The sequence below is a fragment of the Allobosea sp. Root381 genome, from assembly GCF_001429395.1.
Classification (GTDB): domain Bacteria; phylum Pseudomonadota; class Alphaproteobacteria; order Rhizobiales; family Beijerinckiaceae; genus Allobosea.
In genome coordinates this window covers 137371-158000 of sequence record NZ_LMJT01000003.1, presented here as the reverse complement: position 1 = coordinate 158000, position 20630 = coordinate 137371, and the positions used below count along the sequence as shown (strand labels likewise).

At 67.7% G+C, this 20630-nt stretch carries 21 protein-coding genes; 4 read left to right on the top strand and 17 right to left on the bottom strand.

Annotated elements, in window-relative coordinates:
• Positions 1 to 218 precede the first annotated feature (218 nt).
• On the top strand, positions 219 to 749 hold the full coding sequence (locus tag ASE63_RS05005; protein WP_280137434.1) for a DUF1465 family protein: 531 nt from the start codon (positions 219 to 221) through the stop codon (positions 747 to 749).
• A 136-nt stretch (positions 750 to 885) separates the two neighbouring features.
• Here ASE63_RS05005 and rpmE read toward each other — a convergent pair whose 3' ends face one another.
• A complete protein-coding gene (gene rpmE, locus ASE63_RS05000) occupies positions 886 to 1122 on the bottom strand; it encodes a 50S ribosomal protein L31 (protein WP_056797451.1) in 237 nt (78 codons plus the stop codon).
• Between the two features lie 196 nt (positions 1123 to 1318).
• On the opposite strand from rpmE, the gene ASE63_RS04995 reads away from it, so the two are divergent.
• On the top strand, positions 1319 to 3049 hold the full coding sequence (locus ASE63_RS04995) for an ABC transporter transmembrane domain-containing protein (RefSeq protein ID WP_056797448.1): 1731 nt from the start codon (positions 1319 to 1321) through the stop codon (positions 3047 to 3049).
• Between the two features lie 149 nt (positions 3050 to 3198).
• Here the strand turns inward: ASE63_RS04995 and ASE63_RS04990 are convergent, their stop codons facing one another.
• The 8 genes from ASE63_RS04990 to ASE63_RS04955 form a co-directional block, all read right to left on the bottom strand.
• Positions 3199 to 4053 carry a DUF1989 domain-containing protein gene (locus tag ASE63_RS04990; protein ID WP_056797446.1) on the bottom strand — a complete coding sequence of 285 codons (855 nt, stop codon included), beginning with the start codon at positions 4051 to 4053 and terminating at the stop codon, positions 3199 to 3201.
• A gap of 30 nt (positions 4054 to 4083) precedes the next feature.
• On the bottom strand, positions 4084 to 4410 hold the full coding sequence (locus ASE63_RS04985) for a c-type cytochrome (RefSeq protein ID WP_056797444.1): 327 nt from the start codon (positions 4408 to 4410) through the stop codon (positions 4084 to 4086).
• A gap of 8 nt (positions 4411 to 4418) precedes the next feature.
• A complete protein-coding gene (locus tag ASE63_RS04980) occupies positions 4419 to 5435 on the bottom strand; it encodes a peptidoglycan -binding protein (protein ID WP_056797442.1) in 1017 nt (338 codons plus the stop codon).
• A gap of 46 nt (positions 5436 to 5481) precedes the next feature.
• Positions 5482 to 6498, bottom strand: coding sequence for a hypothetical protein (locus ASE63_RS04975; RefSeq protein ID WP_056797708.1), 1017 nt, complete (start codon positions 6496 to 6498; stop codon positions 5482 to 5484).
• A gap of 131 nt (positions 6499 to 6629) precedes the next feature.
• On the bottom strand, positions 6630 to 7415 hold the full coding sequence (locus ASE63_RS04970; protein WP_056797439.1) for an inositol monophosphatase family protein: 786 nt from the start codon (positions 7413 to 7415) through the stop codon (positions 6630 to 6632).
• A gap of 156 nt (positions 7416 to 7571) precedes the next feature.
• Entirely contained in the window at positions 7572 to 8510 is a 939-nt protein-coding gene (locus tag ASE63_RS04965) for a tetratricopeptide repeat protein (protein WP_056797437.1), read from the bottom strand.
• Entirely contained in the window at positions 8507 to 9154 is a 648-nt protein-coding gene (locus ASE63_RS04960; protein WP_056797434.1) for a thiamine phosphate synthase, read from the bottom strand. The genes ASE63_RS04965 and ASE63_RS04960 overlap by 4 nt, the downstream gene beginning before the upstream one ends.
• A gap of 2 nt (positions 9155 to 9156) precedes the next feature.
• Positions 9157 to 10311 carry a benzoate/H(+) symporter BenE family transporter gene (locus tag ASE63_RS04955; RefSeq protein ID WP_056797431.1) on the bottom strand — a complete coding sequence of 385 codons (1155 nt, stop codon included), beginning with the start codon at positions 10309 to 10311 and terminating at the stop codon, positions 9157 to 9159.
• Between the two features lie 201 nt (positions 10312 to 10512).
• Between ASE63_RS04955 and ASE63_RS04950 the strand changes: the two genes are divergently transcribed.
• Positions 10513 to 12516, top strand: coding sequence for a PhoX family phosphatase (locus ASE63_RS04950; protein ID WP_056797427.1), 2004 nt, complete (start codon positions 10513 to 10515; stop codon positions 12514 to 12516).
• Between the two features lie 21 nt (positions 12517 to 12537).
• Here the strand turns inward: ASE63_RS04950 and ASE63_RS04945 are convergent, their stop codons facing one another.
• On the bottom strand, positions 12538 to 12897 hold the full coding sequence (locus ASE63_RS04945; RefSeq protein WP_156410206.1) for a helix-turn-helix domain-containing protein: 360 nt from the start codon (positions 12895 to 12897) through the stop codon (positions 12538 to 12540).
• A gap of 124 nt (positions 12898 to 13021) precedes the next feature.
• Between ASE63_RS04945 and ASE63_RS04940 the strand changes: the two genes are divergently transcribed.
• Positions 13022 to 13633, top strand: a complete 612-nt coding sequence (locus ASE63_RS04940; protein ID WP_056797421.1) for an NAD(P)-dependent oxidoreductase — start codon at positions 13022 to 13024, stop codon at positions 13631 to 13633.
• A gap of 69 nt (positions 13634 to 13702) precedes the next feature.
• Here the strand turns inward: ASE63_RS04940 and fba are convergent, their stop codons facing one another.
• From fba to tkt, 7 genes are all read right to left on the bottom strand, one after another.
• Complete coding sequence (gene fba / locus ASE63_RS04935) at positions 13703 to 14785, bottom strand: class II fructose-bisphosphate aldolase (protein WP_056797416.1); 1083 nt, start codon at positions 14783 to 14785, stop codon at positions 13703 to 13705.
• 93 nt (positions 14786 to 14878) lie between these two features.
• Positions 14879 to 15139 carry a hypothetical protein gene (locus tag ASE63_RS04930; RefSeq protein ID WP_156410199.1) on the bottom strand — a complete coding sequence of 87 codons (261 nt, stop codon included), beginning with the start codon at positions 15137 to 15139 and terminating at the stop codon, positions 14879 to 14881.
• Between the two features lie 46 nt (positions 15140 to 15185).
• Positions 15186 to 15377, bottom strand: coding sequence for a hypothetical protein (locus tag ASE63_RS04925; protein WP_056797410.1), 192 nt, complete (start codon positions 15375 to 15377; stop codon positions 15186 to 15188).
• Positions 15374 to 16564: a phosphoglycerate kinase gene (locus tag ASE63_RS04920; protein WP_056797408.1), complete on the bottom strand. Its 1191-nt coding sequence runs from the start codon at positions 16562 to 16564 to the stop codon at positions 15374 to 15376. Before ASE63_RS04920 ends, ASE63_RS04925 begins: the two co-directional genes overlap by 4 nt.
• Positions 16561 to 17064 (bottom strand): hypothetical protein, encoded by a 504-nt coding sequence (locus ASE63_RS04915; RefSeq protein WP_056797405.1) that lies wholly within the window; start codon positions 17062 to 17064, stop codon positions 16561 to 16563. Before ASE63_RS04915 ends, ASE63_RS04920 begins: the two co-directional genes overlap by 4 nt.
• A gap of 93 nt (positions 17065 to 17157) precedes the next feature.
• Positions 17158 to 18168: a type I glyceraldehyde-3-phosphate dehydrogenase gene (gene gap / locus ASE63_RS04910; RefSeq protein WP_056797403.1), complete on the bottom strand. Its 1011-nt coding sequence runs from the start codon at positions 18166 to 18168 to the stop codon at positions 17158 to 17160.
• A gap of 181 nt (positions 18169 to 18349) precedes the next feature.
• The gene (gene tkt / locus ASE63_RS04905; RefSeq protein ID WP_056797400.1) at positions 18350 to 20347 is read right to left on the bottom strand and encodes a transketolase; all 1998 of its coding nucleotides are present in this window, start codon (positions 20345 to 20347) and stop codon (positions 18350 to 18352) included.
• Between the last annotated feature and the right edge of the window lie 283 nt (positions 20348 to 20630).

Here is a 20630-nt window from a genome sequence, read left to right as displayed (position 1 = left end):
GATGCGAGTGGCTCCTGCCCTCTCTGTTTGACGCCTCCCTGTTGACCTTCGAGCCGCCCGACCGAGGCGGCTCTTTTTTGTGTTCTCTATCCGCGTTAAGGTTAACCACATCTTACCAGCGCGGCGCGGGAGCAGCGGCGTTATCTTTGCGACATCGGTGGAAAGAACCGCGACGCGTGCCAGGCAAGCACGATGTTGTGTCGATAGGAGACACCGTAATGACAGACCTGCTGATGCTCGAGCCCGATGCCGACGAGGGAGCGATTTCCTTCGCGCGCGGCTTCGTCAAATCCGATGCGTTCATGGCGCTGTTTCGCGAGGGCATGGGGCTTGTCGAGCGGACGGCCGCCTATCTCGACGGCGACGGCCGGGCGGAATCGGCGGCGCTGCCGCGCGAGGTTGCCCTGAGCTATGCCACCGAGAGCATGCGCCTGACGACGCGGCTGATGCAGATCGCCTCCTGGCTTCTGGTGCAGCGGGCGGTGGCCGAAGGCGAGATGACCGCCGAGCAGGCGCAGGCCGAGAACGACAAGGTGAGGATCCCCGAGCAACTCGCCACTGCGCCGGCGGTCGAGGTCGAGCGCCTGCCGCAGGGCCTGCGCGACCTGATGGGGCATTCATTCCGCATGCAGGCCCGCATCCGTCATCTCGAGGGCCAGATGTCGGGCAAGCAGGCGCCCAGCGAAAGGGCGAATCCGGTCCAGAACCAGCTCGACAGCCTCAAGGCGAAACTCGGCATGGCCTTCTGAGGCGGCCGGCGCGGCAGCGCATCCGGATCATGGGTGGCTGACAGCCGCCCATACAGTCAAAACAAACAAGGCCCGGTCGAGAAGACCGGGCCTTGTTTGATTCAGATCAGCGAGGGCAAGGCCGCTCGCAGGCAGATTACTTCTTGCCGAGCGATCCGATGGCGGCGAAGCGCGTGTTGAAGCGCGAGACGCGGCCACCACGATCGAGCATGTGCTGCGTGCCGCCGGTCCAGGCCGGGTGCGTCGTCGGGTCGATGTCGAGGTTGAGGGTGTCGCCCTCCTTGCCGAACGTCGAACGCGTGAAGTATTCCGTGCCATTGGTCATGACGACCTTGATGGTGTGGTAGTCGGGGTGGATGCCGGTCTTGGCCATGGCTAAATCCTCGAACTCGATAAGCGGGCGTGGTCGACAAGCAGGCGAGCCTGCCCGGCCCGTCGAAAAATTCGTATGAGCCTGTCGTGAAGTCGCGTGCACATATCGCAGCCCGGCCGACAGTGCAAGCAGGACAGGACAAAGTCGCGTGGCCGAAGCTGTAACCGACGACAAAAAACCGCGGCCCGATTTCCGCTTGCTCGCATCCTTCTGGCCTTATGCCCTCAAGCACAAGGGGCGCATCGGGCTGGCGCTGCTGGCGCTGGTCGTCGCCTCGGTCGCCACGCTGGCGCTGCCGATGGCGGTGCGCCGGGTCATCGATGTCGGCTTCTCGGGCGGCGAGCAGCAGCTGGCGAACAACTACTTCATCCTGCTGATCGGCGTCGTCGCGGTGCTCGCTTTGGCGAGCTCGGCCCGCTTCTATCTCGTGATGACGGTCGGCGAACGCATCGTCTCCGATCTGCGTGCCGACGTCTTCGCCCATCTGACCCGGCTGGAGCCGGCCTTCTTCGATTCGAGCCGGGCGGGGGACCTGATCTCGCGGCTCACCGCCGACACCACGCAGATCAAGTCGACCTTTGGCTCGACGGCCTCGATCGCGCTGCGCAATGCCATCATGACCATCGGCGCGCTGGCGCTGATGGTCGCCACCAGCCCGCAGCTCTCGGCGATCGTGATCGGTGCGATCCCGCTGATCGTGCTGCCGCTGGTCTTCTCGGGACGCTCGGTGCGCAGGCGCGCCCGGGCGGCGCAGGATCGCCTCGCGGATGCATCGGCCTTCGCCGCCGAGGCTGTCGGCGCAATCCGCACCATGCAGTCCTTCGGCGCCTCGCGACAGACCGCGGGGCGCTTCGCCGCGGCGTCCGACGATGCCTACGACGCCTCGCGTGCGGCCACAGCCTCGCGCGCGCTGCTTTCGGGCATCGCCATCTTCCTGGTGAGCGCCAGCGTGGTCGGGGTGCTCTGGGTCGGCGCGACCGAGGTGTTCGAGGGGCGGATGAGCGGTGGGCGGCTGTCGCAGTTCGTGCTCTACGCCGTGCTCGCGGCGAGCTCGATCGGCCAGCTTTCCGAGGTCTATGGCGAGATTTCCGCCGCGGCCGGCGCGGCCGGACGGCTCGGCGAGATCCTCGCGACCAAGCCGGCGATCGCGGCGCCGCCATCGCCCAAGCCGATGCCGGAGCCGCCGCGCGGGGAGCTTTCCTTCGAGGCGGTCTCGTTCAGCTATCCCGGCCGCAGCGTCGAGGCGTTGTCGGAGCTCAGCCTGCGCGTGCGGCCGGGTGAGCGGATCGCGCTGGTCGGCCCCTCCGGCGCCGGCAAAAGCACCGTGCTGCAACTGGCGCTGCGCTTCTACGATCCGTCTTCCGGGCGCGTCGTGGTCGATGGCGTCGCGGGGCCGCAGGCGGATCCGGAAGCCTGGCGCGACCGCTTCGCTTTGGTGCCGCAGGAGCCGACCGTGTTCGGCGTCTCGGTTCGGGACAACATCGCCTATGGCCGCCCCGGGGCGACGCGGGCCGAGGTCGAGGAGGCGGCGAGGCTCGCCGCGGCCGATGAGTTCATCCGCAGCCTGCCTGAAGGCTACGACACCGTGGTCGGCGAGCGCGGGGTGACCCTGTCCGGCGGCCAGCGCCAGCGCCTCGCGATCGCCCGCGCGATCCTGAAGGACGCGCCGATCCTGCTGCTCGACGAGGCGACGAGCGCGCTCGATTCCGAAAGCGAGCGCGCGGTGCAGGATGCGCTCGACCGGCTGATGCGGGGCCGCACCACGTTGGTCGTGGCGCACCGGCTGGCGACGATCCTCTCGGCCGACCGCATCCTGGTGATGGAGGACGGGCGGGTTGTCGAGGATGGCACCCATGCCGAGCTCAAGGCGCGCGGCGGCCTCTATGCGCGGCTGGCGGCGCTGCAGTTCGGGTTGGAGGCGGCCTGAGCGGCTTAGACGGGACGGCACCCCTGACCGTCATTGCGAGGAGCGTCAGCGACGAAGCAATCCAGGGGCGGCGGCGCTCTACGCCCCCCTGGATTGCTTCGCTTCGCTCGCAATGACGGGAAGCGCCTCCCGGCGCGATCGAACGATGCTCAGCCCGTCATCCCATGCGTGCGCGGATAGGCGCTGGGTTCTGGCGAGGTCCAGCCCACGAGCAGCTCCGGCTCGGTGCGGAAGATCTCGACCTTGAGCGGATAGCAGGTCGCGGTGTCGCTGGAATGGGTCGCGCTGCAATCGCCGCCGGGGCAGGCGGAGAGCGCGCCGAGCAGGTCGATCTCGGCGAAGAACTCGATGAAGTCGCCGGGCCGCACCGGGCTCGCCTTCATGAAGTATTGCTGCGTGTCCCGGGTGAAGCCGGTACACATGAAGACGTTGAGCACATCATGGACATGGTGCTCGACCTCGGCCGGCGGCAGCCCCTTCGCCTTCGCGAGCGCGCGCGTCAGGTTGGAATGGCAACAATTGTGGTAGTCGCCGCCGCTCAGCAGCCGGTTGGTATAGGGGTCGCAGCGCGTGCCGATGACGTCGTGGACGCCGCCGCCATCGGCGTCGAAGCCGTACCAGGACAGGGTGTCGTGTGTGATCGTCGCCATCGGCCGCAGGAAGGGCAGGCTGCTCCAGAGCCGGTCCCCGGTCGAGACATGGGTGGCATGGAGCTGGCGTGTCTTGCCGCTGAAGAAGCGCTCCGACAGGTCGGCGGCGTTCCAGAGATTGAGATCGCCGACCTGCGGGCCGTCGATGCCGACGATCCGGAAAAAATGCCCCTTCGGCACCTGGAAGGTCGTGGCGTCGCGCGGGGCGACGATGACCTCGTCCGTCTTCGTCAGCCGCTCGCGGGCGCGGCCGAGCAGCGCCATGTCCGGCTGCGGCAGGGCCTGCACCGGATAGCAGATGACGGCGGGCTTGGCGCGGCGTTCGGCTGCGTCAGCGGGTTCCGTGATCGACATGGGCGCGCTCCATTTCGTGGCCGGGGCCGCTCAGCGCGGCGACATAGCGGCGTAATAGGCCGCCAGCGCGGCGATCTCGGGCACCGTCATGTCGCGGGCCATGAAGCGCATCTCCTTGTGGGGGCGCTTGCCGGAGCGGAAAGCCATCATCTGGTTGTAGAGATAGCGCTCGTTCTGGCCGGCGAGATGGGGCACCTCGGTGTCGCGGGCGATGCCGTCGATCCCGTGGCAATAGGCGCAGTTATCGACGATGCTCGTCTTCGGCTCGGCGAGCGCCGGGCCCGCGCCGAGGGCCAGCAGGAAGGCAGCCGCCGGAAAGCGGGCAGGGCGCCCGTGACGGTTCGGATTGTCGGCCATGGTCGTCTTCAGCGTTCCGTGATCTTGAACTCGATGCGGCGGTTGCGGCGCCAGGCATCGTCGTTGTTGGCGACGTCGAGCGGCTGGTACTCGCCGAAGCCGGTCGCGGCGATGCGGTCGCTCGGCAGGCCCTTGCTGATCAGGTATTCGACCACCGCGATGGCTCGCGCCGAGGAGAGGTGCCAGTTCGACGGAAACTGTGCCGAGCGGATCGGCCGGTTGTCGGTATGGCCGTCGACGCGCAGGATCCAGGGGATGTCGGGCGGCATCTCGCGGCCAAGATCGACCAGGATGGCCGCCAGCTTGTCGAGCTCGCCCCGCCCTTCGGGCTTCAGCACGGCCTGGCCGGCATCGAAGAAGACCTCGGACTGGAAGACGAACCGGTCGCCGACGACGCGGATATCGGGCCTCGTGCCCAGCACCTGGCGCAGGCGGCCGAAGAAGTCCGAGCGGTAGCGCGCCAGCTCCTGGACGCGCTGGGCCAGCGCCACGTTCAGCCGCGAGCCGAGATCGGCGATGCGCGTCTGGGAGTCCTTCTCCTTGGCCTCGGAAGCGCCGAGCGCCTCCTCGAGCGCCGCGAGTTGGCGGCGCATCGCCAGGATCTGCTGGTTGACGAGATCGACCGTCGACTGGGCGCGGGCAGAAAGCTGCTTCTCGGCCTCAAGCGCCTTCTGCGCCTCGCCGAGCTGCGCGCCCATATTGCCCGGCTGGGCGCTGAGCATGTCCTGGATGCGGCCGCGCTCGGCCTGCTCTCGCGTCAGCGAGGATTGCAGCAGGCTCAGGCTCTCCTGGGCCTGGCGGTTGGAGGAGCGCTCCAGTGCCAAAAGGTCGGTGAGCTCCGAAATCTGCTGGTTGAGACGCTCCAGCGCGGTGTCCTTGCCGGTCAGCTCCTGCGAGAGGAAGAACTGGCCGAGCACGAAGACCGAGAGCAGGAAGACGATGCCGATCAGCATCGTCGACAGAGCGTCGACGAATCCCGGCCAGTAGTTCAACTCGTCGCGGCGGTGGGAGCGGGAGAGGGCCATCGCGGTCAGGCTCCTGCATGCGGGCCGACAAACGGACGGAGCGCCATCACGGCTCCATCAGCTTGTCTGCGGTGAGGCGTTCGATCAGGCGCTTCAAATCCTTCTCGCGCGCGGCCTGCGCCTCGACCCAGTCGCGAATCAGCTGCTGCTCGGAGCGCATGTGCTGGACAAGGCCCTGGACGCCCTCGGCGAGGTTGGCCAACGCCTGAGTCGCTGCGCGGTTGTTGGCGCCGCTTTCGGCCATCGCGGCGCCGAGCTTGTCGAGCCGGTCGGCGAGCGGGTTGCCGGCCAGCGGCTGGAACGCGGTGACCGCCGGCTCGGCGGTCGCGGTGCGCGTGCCGAGCCAGTTTTCCATCTCGTTGCGGAAGCGGCGCTGGCCCTGGGCGATCTGCAGTTCGAGGAAGCCGAGGATGAGCGAGCCGGCGATGCCGAAGAGCGATGAGGAGAAGGACAGGCCCATGCCCGCGAGCGGGGCGGCGAGGCCGGCCTTGAGCTCGTCGAACAGCACGCCGGCCTCGGCGCCGGTGCGCAGGCTCTTGATGACGTTGCCGACCGAGGAGACGGTTTCGAGCAGGCCCCAGAAGGTGCCGAGCAGGCCGAGGAAGACCAGCAGGCCGGCGAGATAGCGCAGCACCTCGCGCCCGTCGTCGAGCCTGATCGCGATCGATTCGAGCACGCTCGACGCCTGGAACGGAGCAAGGCTGCGAGCCTCTAGCGCCGGCAGCACCGGCCCGAGCGGGGAGATGACCTGATTGCGGCGCAGCTCGGCCCGGGCGGGCGCGGCGGCAAGCCTTGTCGCGGCGCGCGCCTCGCTCCGGAGGCCCCAGAGCTGGTGCAGCGCGATCAGCACACCGACCAACAGCGCGCCGAGGATCAGGCCGTTCAGGCCGGGATTGGTCATGAAGGCCGAGACGAGCCCGGCTTGCAGGATGAAGCCGAGGAAGCCGATCAGGGCCAGAAAGAGCAGCGAGCGGATGGCGTAGCGCAGCGGGCGCGAGAAGCGGACCTCGTCCCGGACGGGCGCGACCGTCTCGTGTTCGGCCGCCTGATCGTCATTCGGCATGCTTGTCTTTCCGTTCGCCAGCGTATCGACGCGGGAACTGTCGCTTCCCGTGTCGCGATGATCAAGCACGAAAGATCAACGACATATGAGGAGAAGCCCGCGGGGCCTCTCCTGTGCCGGATTTCTGTCGCTCAGGCGCCCTTGAGGGCGGCTCGCAACGCCTGCTCGCCGATCTCGTTGCCGCAGATGACGTCATGCGCCATTGTCGGCTGCTTGCCGTCGAGCGTGCCGAACGTGCCGCCGGCCTCGCGGATCATCACCGCGCCGGCCGCGAAATCCCAGGTGTTGAGGCCACGCTCCCAATAGGCGTCCATGCGCCCGGCCGCGACATAGGCGATGTCGAGCGCGGCGCAGCCCATGCGCCGGACGTTCGAGAAGCGCGGCATCACGGCGCCGAGCTCGCGCAGGAACAGCGGATGGCCTCCCTTGCCGATATGGGGCACGCCCATGCCGATCAGCATCTCGGCCGGCTCGCGACGGCCCGAGACGCGCATGCGGCGGTTGTTCACATAGGCGCCCTTGCCCTTCTCGGCGATGAAGAGCTCGTCCTTGGCGGCATCGTAGATCACGCCGGCGACGAACTGGTTGTCGCGCTCCAGCGCCACCGAGATGTTCCAGTGCGGAATGCCGCGCAGGAAGTTGTGGGTGCCGTCGAGCGGGTCGATATGCCAGCGATTGCTCTCGTCGGTGCCCTGGACGACGCCGCTCTCCTCCATCACGAAGCCGTAGCCGGGACGGGCCTTCTCGAGCGCAGCGCGGATGATCTCCTCGGCCTTGTGGTCGGCCTTCGAGACGAAGTCGCCGGGGCCCTTGGCCAGGACCTGCAGGTTCTCGACCTCGCCGAAATCGCGCTTGAGCGAGCGGGACGCCTTCATCACGGCGTCGGTCATCACGGTCATCAGGGGGGAGCGGATCATGTCAAACCTCGTGCGCGCCACTGCGGCGCATAGTCCAGCCGTTGCGAGAGGCCGGATTGTAGATACAGCCCTCATCCTGAGGAGCTGCGAAGCGGCGTCTCGAAGGATGAGGGAGTGGTGGGTTGATCGAAATTCAACCGGTCACTTGCGCGCCTGTCAGGGCGCCGTCAAGGCCGCGCCCTCGATGCGGCTGGCGGCGAGGCGCGCGGCCCGGCCCTGCTGCTCGGGATTCAGCCGGTCGAAAAGCTGATCGAGTGCCGGGTCGTCCAGGCCTCGTGTGCGTGCCACCAGATGCCAGGCGGCGGCCTCGATCGAGTCCGGCGCGATGCCGCGGCCGATCTGGTAGAGCCTCGCGATGCGGTTCTGCGCAATCGGATTGCCCTTATGGGCTGCGCGCAGGAACAAGGTCGCCGCGGCCCGCTCGTCGGCGGCGACGCCGGTGCCGTTGAACAGCATGATCGCATATTCGATCTCGGCGGCGATGTTACCGGTGACGACAGCCTTGGCCATCCACTCGGCGGCCTTCTCGTCGCTCTTGGGCATGCCGCGGCCCTGCTTGGCGAGGGTGCCGAGTGCATACATCGCGTCGCCGATGCCGTACTCGGCGGCGCGTTCCAGGCTCTTGGTGGCGAGCGCGTCGTCGGCCGGCTGTCCGGTGGCGAGCAAGGCCAGGGCCAGGTTGTAGTTGGCCGCCGGATGGCCGGCTTCCGCCGCGCGCCGCAGCAGGGTGCCGGCGCGGTCCGGGTCGCGGCGTCCGCTCGCGTCGTCGAGCAGGGCCATCGCCAGTGCGTAGGTCGCGTTGATGTCTCCGCGCTCGGAGGCGCGCTCATACCATTCCGTTGCGACCTTCTGGTCGGGCGGGACGCCGAGGCCCTGCCGGTAGAGTTCGCCGACCAGCGTCATGGCGGCGGCGTCCTTGGTGTCGGCCTCGATGCGCTTCAGCGCCTCGTCGAGCGCGCGGCGATAATGGCCGGTCTGGTAGGCGGCATAGGCGTCGTCACGCTCGGCGGCGAGAGCCGGGAGCGTCGATGCCAGACTGACGAGCGACAGGCCGGCGAGCAGCAGGCCGGCGATGCCGCGGCCCAACCGCCTCATCGCGCGGCTTTCCGGGCGGCACGGGCGGCGATGGCCGCATTCGCCTCACCGACGAGGGCGCGGATGTCGCTGCCTTCGTCGAAGGCCCAGGCACCCAGCGCCAGGAATTCGGCCCCGGTCTCCACGAGAGCAGGCACGGATTCCGCGTCCGGCGCATAGGCGACGCAGGGCGTCTCGAAGATCTCGGCCCACCAGGAGGCGCGTTCGATCACCGCGGGCAGCGGCGGCAGCGAGCCGTCGGGGCGCGGCTCTCCAAACAGGACGTAGTCGACGCCCGTCTCGCCGATATCCATCGCGTCGTGGCGGGAGCGCAGGCCGCCGGCACCGATGATGCGCTCGCTCTTGAGGCTGGAGCGCGCCTCCGCGATGGCCTCGGCGCCGCCGGTCAGATGCACGCCGTCGGCGCCGCCGCGGGACGCAATCAGGGCCGGGGCCTCGACGACGAGGGCGACATTGCCAGCCTGGACCGGGCCGGCGAGCCGCTTGACGCGTTCGATGCGGGTGCGTTCGTCGCCGTCGGCGAGACGCAGCAGGATCGCCGCGACATCGCCGCCGGCCTGGGCCTGCATCAGCTTGAAGGCCATCGCGTCGGCATCCGCCACGGGCGGCGTCACGAGCATCAGGCGGGTGGTGGGGTTGTGCATGGTCATGATCTCGCGCGCAAACGGCCCGTGACGGCGTCCAATGTCAAGACGCTAAGGCCCGCAATGAGGCTCCAGAAGGCTGAGCCGACGCCGAACAATGTCAGGCTGGAGGCGGCCACGGCGAAGGCGATGACGGCCGCGAAGCGCTCGCGGTCCGAGGACATCGCTTGGCCGAGCGCGCCGGTGAGCGAGCCGACGAGGCCGAGCCCCGCTACGGCGACGATCAGAGCCTTCGGCAGGGCCAGCAGCAGCGCGATCAGCAGCCCGGTGCAGCCGGCGATGACGAGGTAGGCGAAGCCGTAGATCACGCCCGCCTTCCAGCGCTGTGCCGGGTCGGGGTGGGTATCGCCGCCGGTGCAGATCGAGGCGCTGATCGCCGCCATGTTGGACATATGCGCCCCGAAGGGGGCGGTGACCAGCGAGGCGAGCCCGGTCGCGAACAGGGCCGGCGCCGTCGGCGGCTGGTAGCTGGCGGCGCGCAGCACGGCGAAGCCGGGCAGGTTCTGGGCAGCCATGGTGACGAGATAGAGCGGGACGCCGATTCCGAGCATGGCGGCAATATCGAAGCGGGGCGTGACCAATTCGAGGCTGGTGAGCGCGATCTCTCCCGCCGGCCATTGCGCCAACCCGGCCGCGAAGCTGATGGCAATGCCGGCGATCAATGCCGCGATGACGCCAAGGAAGGGATTGAGAAGCCGCGCGACCAGGAAGATCGCGAGCAAGGACAGCACCATCAATGGCGATACGCGCATCTCGTCGAAAACCGCGACGACGAAACGGAAGATGACGCCCGCCAGCATCGCCGAGGCGATCGGCATCGGGATGCGCTCGATCAGCCGGCCGAGGGGGCGGAAGGCTGCGGTCAGCATCATCAGCACGGCGGCGACGAGGAAGGCGCCGACTGCCGATGCCATGTCGAAGCCGCTCGCGGCGGCGATCAGCGCCGCGCCTGGCGTCGACCAGGCGCAGATCATCGGCATGCGGTAGCGCCAGGACAGCCAGATGCTCGGCAGGCCGGTGCCGATGGCGAGCGCAGCAACCCAGGACACGGTTTGGTCGGCCGTGGCCCCGAGTGCCTGTGCGGCCGCGAGGATGACGGCGACGGAGGCGGCGAAGCCGACGAAGACCGCGACCAGCGCTGAGAAGACGATCGACATCGAGAACCTGCGGCGGGAACGGCCGGGGAGGGGAAGCAGACCTCTCCTTCAACCAGAAACCGCCTCCGCCCGGAAGACCCCGGAAAGCCTGCCGGCATGATCGCGGCGCCCGCATGGGGCTTCGTCACGCCGACGTCACTGCCGACGGCTATGTCTCGACTTTCTCCAATGCCAATCTGTCCTTGCCGCGGAGTTGCGCCGATGAGCGACGAGACCAGCTACGAATCGACCTTTGGCGCCAGCATGCTCGAGCATGAGGATGCCGAGCCGCGGAACCCGACCGACAACCCGACCATGGGCGAGTTGATCTCGCAGCGCTTCTCGCGCCGCGGCATGCTGAAAGGCGCGCTCGCCGTGTCGGCGATCTCGGCGACGGTCGGTACACTGGCGCTGAAGACTGCGGATGAGGCGAGGGCGCAGGGCGCTGCCTCTGCCTTTTCCTTCAAGGAGGTCGAGGCCGGGGTCGATGCCGACCACCATGTCGCCGAGGGCTACGAGGCGCAGGTGCTGCTGCGCTGGGGCGATCCGATCACGGCGGATGCTCCTGCCTTCGACCCGGCGAAGCAGACGCCGGAGGCACAGGCCAAGCAGTTCGGCTACAACAACGACTTCGTCGGCTACCTGCCGATGCCCGGCGCGGCCGATCCGTCGGCTCATGGCGTGCTCTTCGTCAATCACGAATACACCAACCCGCATCTGATGTTTCCCGGCGTCGTCGAGGTCAAGGACGGCAAGCCGGTGATGAAGAACGCGACGCTGGAGCGCTTCCGCATCGAGGCGATGGCGCATGGCGCGACGGTCGCCGAGATCCGCCGCACCGACGGCACATGGGCGCTGGTGCAGGGCTCGCGCTATAATCGGCGGATTACCGCCGCGACCGAGATGCAGCTCTCCGGCCCCGTCGCCGGGACCGAGCGGGTGCGGACGGGCGCCGATTCCAGCGGCCGCAAGGTGCTCGGCACGCTCAACAACTGCTCGGGCGCGATGACGCCCTGGGGCACCTTCGTCTCGGGCGAGGAGAATTTTCACGGCTATTTCTCCGGCAAGCTGCCGGAAGGCCATCGCGAGGAGGCCAACTACAAGCGCCTCGCCGTGCCGTCCTCGCCTTACGCCTGGGGCCGCTTCGAGGACCGGTTCGACCTCGGCCGCGAGCCGAACGAGGCCAACCGCTTCGGATGGGTGATCGAGGTCGATCCCTTTGATCCGAATTCGGTGCCGAAGAAGCGCACTGCGCTCGGCCGCTTCAAGCATGAGGGCGCCGACAACATCGTGGCGAAGGACGGGCGCGTCGTTGTCTATCTCGGCGACGACGAGCGCTTCGACTATGTCTACAAATTCGTCACGGCGGGGCGCTTCGATCCCGATAACCGCGCGGCCAATCTCGATCTGCTCGATTCCGGCACGCTCTCCGTCGCGAAATTCGCGGCGGACGGCTCGCTTGCCTGGCTGCCGCTGGTTTTCGGCCAGGGGCCGCTGACGGCCGCCAACGGATTCGCGAGCCAGGCCGATGTGCTGATCGAGACGCGGCGCGCCGGCGACCTGCTGGGCGCGACCAAGATGGACCGGCCCGAGGACATCACACCCAACCCGGTGACCGGCAAGGTCTATGTGATGCTCACCAACAATACGAGCCGCAAGGACGACCAGGTCGACGGCGCCAATCCACGTGCCAAGAACGCCTTCGGCCATATCGTCGAGATCATCGAGGCCGATGGCGACCACACCGCCTCGACCGGGCGCTGGGAGATCCTGCTGACCTGCGGCGACCCCTCGGTCGCTGCGGTCGGGGCGAGCTTCTCCACCGACACGACGCGCAATGGCTGGTTCGGCATGCCGGACAATGCCGTGGTCGATGCGGCCGGGCGGCTCTGGGTCTCCACCGACGGCAACGGGCCGGACGTGACCGGGCGCACCGACGGGCTCTGGGCAGTGGACACCGAGGGCGGGGCGCGCCGCACCTCGAAGCTGTTCTACCGCGTGCCGCACGGCGCCGAGCTTTGCGGGCCCTGCTTCACGCCGGACGACACCACCGCTTTCGTCGCCGTGCAGCATCCCGGTGATGACGGCCCGGACTGGCCGGAATTCGGCCGACGCTCCTATTACGAGGATCTCTCGACCCGTTGGCCGGACTTCAAGCCGGACATGCCGGTGCGTCCTTCTGTGGTCGCGATCACCCGGAAGGGCGGAGGCAAGATCGGCACGTAAGATCAATCGGCGCGAGAGCCGTCAGCCTGTGCGGTCGTAACGCTCCTGCGCCGCGACGACCTCCCCGATATGGGTCTCGGCCCAGACCCTCAGCGCGTCGACGGTCGCCGAAAGGGTTCGGCCGAGATCGGTGAGGGCGTATTCCACCGTGACCGGCACGGTCGGGTAGACCGTGCGCGTCACCAGCCCGTCGCGCTCCAGGCTCTTCAAAGTTTGCGACAGCATCTTCTGCGAGATGTTCTCGATGCGCCGCCGCAAGGCGTTGAAGCGCAATGGCCCATCCTCCAGCAGGATCATGACCAGAACCGCCCATTTGTCGCCGACCCGGTCGAGTACCAGGCGCGTCGGGCAGCGGGCGTTGAAGGGGTCCGGGCGGTGCAGCATGGCGGGTTTCCTGCAAGTGACCAGGTGTCGCGAAAGTGCCGTCTTTACGGCTCCGGTCTTCGCGTCCATCTAGTTTCCATCGGTTCTCTAGTAACTGTTGGATACCAGAAAGGGCAGTGCCATGAAAGTTGCTTTGATCGGGGCCACCGGCCATGTCGGCTCGCGGATTCTCGCCGAACTCGTCAGCCGCGGCCACGCGGTCAGCGCCATCGTCCGCAACCCCGAGAAGGTGCCGGCGGGGCCGCAGGTCACCGCGGTGAAGGGCGACGTCTTCGACCGCTCCGGGCTCGCAGCGCTGCTGACCGGGCATGATGTGGCGATCAGCGCCGTGCATTTCTCGGCGAGCGATCCGTCGCTGCTGATCGGCGCGGTCAAGGACAGCGGCGTGCCGCGCTATCTCGCGGTCGGCGGCGCCGGCAGCCTCGAAGTGGCTCCGGGCGTGAAGCTGTTCGACACCCCGGAATTTCCCGCGCTCTATCTCGACGAGGCGAGGGCGGGCGGTGCCTTCCTCGACCTGCTCAAGGCCGAGCCGGCGCTGAACTGGACCTTCCTGTCGCCCTCGGCGCTGATCCAGCCGGGCGAGCGCACCGGCACGTTCCGCCTCGGCACCGATCAGCTGCTGGTCGATGCGAAGGGCAACAGCGCGATCTCGACCGAGGATTATGCGGTCGCGCTGGTCGATGAGCTGGAGCAGGCCAAGCACTCCAGGCGTCGCTTCACGGTGGGCTATTGAGGCTCCGTGCAACAAAAAAGCCGCCGGATCGCTCCGGCGGCTGGTCTTGCGTTGGCGGTCCTGGCGTCTTCAGGCCGCCTTCTGCTTGCCGAAGGTCGGGTCGAGCTCGCCCTTGGCGTAGCGCTTGGCCATCTCGGCGGTGGTCGCGACGCGCTTGATCTTCGAGGCCTGGCCGGCGGTGTTGAACTCCTCCAGCCGCTTCCTGCAGAGGGCGGTCATCGCCTCCATGGCGGGCTTGAGATACTTGCGCGGATCGAACTCGCCGGGATGCTCGGACAGGATCTTGCGGATCTGGCCGGTCATCGCCATGCGGTTGTCGGTGTCGATGTTGATCTTGCGGACGCCGTGCTTGATGCCGCGCTGGATCTCCTCGACCGGCACGCCCCAGGTCTGGGGCATCTTGCCGCCGTACTGGTTGATGATGTCCTGAAGGTCCTGCGGGACGCTGGACGAGCCGTGCATCACGAGATGCATGCTCGGCAGCTTCTTGTGGATCTCCTCGATCACGTTCATCGCCAGGATCGCGCCATCGGGCTTGCGGGTGAACTTGTAGGCGCCGTGCGAGGTGCCCATGGCGATGGCGAGCGCATCGACCTTGGTCTCGGCGACGAACTTCACGGCCTCGTCGGGATTGGTCAGGAGCTGGTCGTGGGAGAGCTTGCCCTCGAAGCCGTGGCCGTCCTCCTTCTCTCCTTCGCCGGATTCAAGCGAGCCGAGCACGCCGAGCTCGCCCTCGACCGAGATGCCGCCGAGATGGGCCATCTCGGTGACCTGCCTGGTCACGCCGACATTGTAGTCCCAGTCGCCCGGGGTCTTGCCGTCGGCCTTGAGCGAGCCGTCCATCATCACCGAGGTGAAGCCGGCCTGGATCGCGGTCATGCAGGTCGCCGGCTCGTTGCCGTGGTCGAGATGCACGCAGACCGGGATATGCGGATAGATCTCGGTGACGGCGTCCATCATGTGCTTGAGCATGATGTCGTTGGCGTAGGAGCGCGCGCCGCGCGAGGCCTGGATGATGACCGGTGCATCGGTCGCATCGGCCGCCGCCATGATCGCCAGTGCCTGCTCCATGTTGTTGATGTTGAAGGCGGGCACGCCGTAGTCGTTCTCGGCGGCATGGTCGAGCAGTTGGCGAAGCGTGATACGGGCCACGATGATCCTCCGGATTGGTTTCGACTTGTCCGAAGGGATTTAGTGCTGAACTGTGGCGGAGGCAAAGCGAAAGAGGCGAAAACGCGAATGCTGTCAGCGCAACCGCGCTTCGACGGCGACCATGCGGTCTTCCAGCTTCACGATACGATCGATCTCGAGCTGATTCAGACGCTCCTCATACACGCCTGCCGTGCCGTGCATCATCACCAGCATCGCAGCCATGTTGCGACGCGCCTGCTTCCGGATGGTTTCGAGCCAACCGAGGCGATCCGTGACATCGCGACGGAACGCAGCAAAATTCTTCTGAATTTTTACCAGATTCTGCGGGACAACGTCTTTGATGTTCTCGCTCATGATCGAGAACATCGCAAAACATTCCCTGCCGCAAGGGCAGCGCTGGTCAGCCGAACCAGCGCTGCCAGGCACCGGTGGCAACGCTGTTGACCGGGCCGGTGGCGAGGAGCGCGACGGCGCCGATCAGGAGCCAGGCCGGGATCGTGGCGCCCGAGAGGGCTAGGAAGCCGAAGACGGCGGCGCCTGCAAGCGCCGCCGCACCTAAATGGACCAGGAAGATGAAGAGCGAGCGGCTCACGCCTTCCGCAGCGCCTCGACGCCGGGCAGCGGCTTGCCTTCCATCCATTCGAGGAAGGCGCCGCCGGCCGTCGAGACGTAAGTGAGGTCGTCGGCGACGGCGGCATGGTTCATCGCCGCGACGGTGTCGCCGCCGCCGGCGACCGCAACGAGGTCGCCCGCCTTGACGCGCTTGGCCGCGGCCTTGGCGACGGTCACCGTCGCGGTGTCGAAGGGCGGCAGCTCGAAGGCGCCGAACGGGCCGTTCCAGACCAGCGTCTTCACCGCATCGAGCTTGAGCACGACCTCGGCGACGCTGAGCGGGCCGGCATCGAGGATCATCTCGTCGGCCGCGACTTCGCCGATCTGGACGACGCGATGACCGGGATGGGCCTTGAACTCGCGGGCGACCATGGCGTCGACCGGCAGCATGATCTCGCAGCCGGCGGCCTGGGCCTTCTGCTCGATCTCGCGGGCGGTGACTGCGAGGTCGTGCTCGCAGAGCGACTTGCCGACATCGACGCCGCGCGCCGCGAGGAAGGTGTTGGCCATGCCGCCGCCGATGACGAGGATGTCGACCTTCTTGACGAGGTTGCCGAGCAGCTCGAGCTTGGTCGAGACCTTGGCGCCGCCGACGATCGCCATGACCGGGCGGGCCGGGTTGTCGAGACCGGCGGAGAGTGCCTCCAACTCGGCCTGCATGGTGCGCCCGGCATAGGCAGGCAGCAGATGGGCGAGGCCCTCGGTCGAGGCATGGGCACGGTGGGCGGCCGAGAAAGCGTCGTTGACGAAGAGGTCGCCATTGGCGGCGAGCGCCTTGACGAATTCGGGGTCGTTCTTCTCGTCGCCGGCGTGGAAGCGGGTGTTCTCCAGCAGCAGGACCTCGCCGTTCTTCGCCGCTGCGACGGCCTTGGCGACGTCCTCGCCGATGCAGTCGGCCAGGAAGGTGACGGGCTGACCCAGCGCATGCGCCAGGGCCGGGACGACCTGCTTCAGGCTGTTCTTCTCGTCGCGGCCCTTGGGACGGCCGAAATGGGCGAGGAGGACGACCTTGGCGCCCTTCGCCGACATTTCGCGGATGGTCGGCAGGATGCGGTCGATGCGAGTGGTGTCGGTGACCTTGCCGTCCTCCATCGGGACGTTGAGGTCGACGCGCACGAGGGCGCGCTTGCCGGCGAGGTCGGCGTCGTCGAGCGTGCGGAAGCTCATTGCGGCAGCAAGCCCCCGAACAGACCCGGCACGCCGAACTTCAGCACCAGGATGGTGAGAAGAACGGTGAGGACCGCGGTGACGATCGCGGTCGTGAAGAGCGTACCGGCGCGCGGCGTCGCATCGACGCGCTGGCGGAGCGCCGCGATCTCGTTGCGGATGCCGCCGATGTCGAGCGCGCCGACCGCGCTGTCGACTTTGCCGGCGGAGCGCTCAAGCGAGGCTTCGGCGCGGGTCAGGACGGCCTCGTAGCGGGCGAACTTCTCCTCGATGCGCGCAGCCTTCTCCTCGATGCGGGAGAGCTGGTCGAGCTGGCGGGGCTCGACGGCCGAAGCCGGAGCGTCCTTGATCGGAGGGGCCGGGGCCAGGGTGGGCTGCGGCGCGGCGTAGGATGGCGCGGCCGGCGGGGAGGACTGCGTCACGACCGGCGACGCGGATGTCGGCTCCGGCTCTGATGCGGGAGGCGGCGGAGGCGCCACGGTGGGCTCGATCTTGGCCATGTTCGGTCCGTTCCTGGCTGAAATAAGAACAAGGCCACGGCCCTGCGGGAGGAACGTGGCCTTGATAAGACGGCTTACGCCTCGTGGCTAGCTTCAGAGCAGCTTGGCCATGGCGACGGCGGTGTCGCTCATGCGGTTCGAGAAGCCCCACTCATTGTCGTACCAGGCGACGACGCTGACGAACTTGTCGTCCATGACCTTGGTCTGGTCGAGCGCGAAGGTCGAGGAGGCCGGGTCGTGGTTGAAGTCGATCGAGACGTTGGGCTGGTCGGTGACGGCCAGGATGCCCTTCAGCGCGCCGCGCTTGCTGGCCTTGACGATAGCCTCGTTGATCTTCTCGACCGTGGTCTTGCGCTTGGCGATGAACTTGAAGTCGACCATCGAGACGTTCGGGGTCGGCACGCGCACCGAGGAGCCGTCGAGACGGCCCTTGAGCTCGGGAATGACGAGGCCGATCGCCTTGGCGGCGCCAGTCGAGGTCGGGATCATCGAGAGCGCGGCGGCGCGGCCGCGGTAGAGATCCTTGTGCATGGTGTCCAGCGTCGGCTGGTCGCCGGTATAGGCGTGGATCGTGGTCATGAAGCCCTTGTCGATGCCGACGGCGTCATGGAGCACGCGCACGACCGGCGCGAGGCAGTTCGTCGTGCAGGAGGCGTTCGAGACGACGACATGCTCGCTCGTCAGCTGGCCGTCATTGACGCCGAAGACGACCGTCAGGTCGGCGCCGTCGCAGGGGGCCGAGACCAGCACGCGCTTGGCGCCGGCGGCGAGATGGGCCGAGGCCTTCTCCTTGGTGGTGAAGATGCCGGTGCATTCCAGCGCGATGTCGACGCCCAGCGCCTTGTGCGGCAGGTCCTTGGGATCGCGCACGGCGGTGACCTTGATCGGCCCGCGGCCGACGTCGATCGTGTCGCCGGAGACGGTCACCGTGCCGGGGAAGCGGCCGTGCACCGAGTCGAAGCGGAAGAGATGGGCATTGGTCTCGACCGGGCCGAGATCGTTGATCGCCACGACCTCGATATCCTTGCGCTTCGACTCGATGATCGCGCGCAGAACGTTGCGTCCGATGCGGCCGAAGCCGTTGATCGCCACCTTGACCGTCATCTCATTCCTCTCTTTCGCCGAACTGCGGCGTTCGCACGCCATTCACGCGGGCAATTCGGCCAAAGCGTGGCCGAGCGCAAGGGAAAACCGTCTTTGCGAGGCGTGAAGCGACAAAGCAATCCAGGGGATGTCGAGCGCTTCCGCTCTGGATTGCTCCGCTTACGCTCGCAATGACGAGGCCTCAGCCGTTGTGGCGCTTGATCGCAGCCTCGGCGACGGCCTCCGGCGTGATGCCGAAATGCTTGTAGACCTCCTTGTAGGGGCCGCTCGCGCCGAAGGAGGACATGCCGACGAAGCCGCCGTCATGGCCGATCACCGCATCCCAGCCGAAGCGAACGCCGGCCTCGACCGCGATCTTGATCGGCGCGTCGCCGATGATCTTGGCCTGGGTCGCCTCGTCCTGCGCCAGCAGCAGTTCGAGCGAGGGCACCGAGACGACGCGGGCGCGCACGCCCTTCTCGGCCAGCAGCTTGCGGGCGGCAACCGCGATCTCGACCTCGGAGCCCGAGGCGAAGAGCGAGACCTGCGCCTTGCCGCCCTCGGCCGCCAGCAGCTCGTAACCGCCCTTGGCCGAGCGGTTCGCGGCGCTGGCGTCGGTGCGCAGCTGCGGCAGGTTCTGGCGGGAGAGCGCCAGAACAGTCGGGCCCTTGGTGTTCTCGAGCGCGAACTGCCAGGCCTCGGCGGTCTCGATCGTGTCGGCCGGGCGGAAGACATGCATGTTCGGCATGGCGCGGAGCGAGGCGATCTGCTCGACCGGCTGGTGCGTCGGGCCGTCCTCGCCGAGGCCGATCGAGTCATGCGTCATGACATAGACGACCGGCAGGCCCATCAGCGCCGCGAGGCGCATCGAGGGGCGGGCATAGTCGGCGAAGACCAGGAAGGTGCCGCCGCCGGTGCGGAAGCCGCCATGCAGGGTGATGCCGTTCATCGCCGCGGCCATGCCGTGCTCGCGGATGCCGTAGCGGACATAGCGGCCCTTCGGGGTCTTCGGCGTGAAGTCCTCGGCGGCCTTGGTGCGGGTGTTGTTCGACGGGGTCAGGTCGGCCGAGCCCATCACCAGCTCGGGCATGATCGGGGTGATGGCTTCGAGCGCGAGCTCGGAGGCCTTGCGGGTCGCGACGGCCTGCGGCGCCGCGATCAGCGCCTTCTTGTGGGCGATGATGGCCTTGTCGAGCTTGGCCGGGACCTTGTGGGCGAGGCGGCGCTCGAACTCGGCGCGCTTGCGCTCGGAGAGCAGGCCGAAGCGGCTGCGCCAGTTGGCGTGCTCGTTCGCGCCGGCGGTGCCGGCCGCGCGCCAGGCCTTGAGCACGGCGGCGTCGACCTCGAAGGCGCCGCCGGTGATGCCGAGCGCCTTCTTGGCGGCGGCGAGTTCCTCGGCGCCGAGCGGCTCGCCATGGGCCTTGGAGGTGCCGGCCTTCTTCGGCGCGCCGAAGCCGATCACCGTCTTGCAGGCGATCATGGTCGGCTTGTTGGACTTCTGGGCGCGGCGGATCGCGGCCTCGATCGCATCGGGATCATGGCCGTCGACGCGCTCGGAGCGCCAGCCGCAGGCCTTGAAGCGGGCGACCTGGTCGACATTGTCGGAGATCGAAAGCGGGCCGTCGATCGAGATGCCGTTGTCGTCCCAGAACACGATCAGCTTGTTCAGTTTCTGGTGACCGGCGAGCGCGATCGCCTCCTGGCTGATGCCCTCCATGAGGTCGCCGTCGGACGCCAGCACATAGGTGTGGTGGTCGACGACCTTCTTGCCGAACTCGGCGGCGAGCATGCGCTCCGCCATCGCCATGCCGACGGAGGTGGCGAGGCCCTGGCCGAGCGGGCCGGTGGTGGTCTCGACGCCGAGCGTCATGAAGTTCTCAGGATGTCCCGGAGTCTTGGATTCGAGCTGGCGGAACTTCTTGAGGTCCTCGAGCTGCAGGTTGCCGCTGCCGGTGAGATAGAGCAGGGCGTAGAGCAGCATCGAGCCGTGGCCGGCCGAGAGCACGAAGCGGTCGCGGTCGGGCCAGCGCGGATCGGCCGCGTCATATTTCATCACGCGGGTGAAGAGGACGGCGGCGACGTCGGCGGCGCCCATCGGCAGGCCGGGATGGCCGGACTTCGCCTGCTCGACGCCGTCCATCGCGAGCGAGCGGATGGCATTGGCAAGCTTGTCGTGCTGGGCACGGTCGATCGTGGTCATCGCTTCAGGGCTCCGTCTGGCGGGCGGACGAGGCCACAGCCTGGATCCCGCGCAGGCGGCAGGCCGGGGACGGTCCGAAATTCCAATAAATCGTGGGCTGGATTAGGCTGCTGCCTCGCCATGAGTCAATTCGATCCGGCATGGTTCCGGTGGGGCATATCGAGGCAGCGCCGCGCTTCGCGGCGGCCTTCATGCAATCGCGAAGTCAGGAACCGCGCTCAAGCCCTTGCGATCCGGGCGGCATCGTCGCGGGGCGATTCCCGTTTTCCGACGACATGAGCTA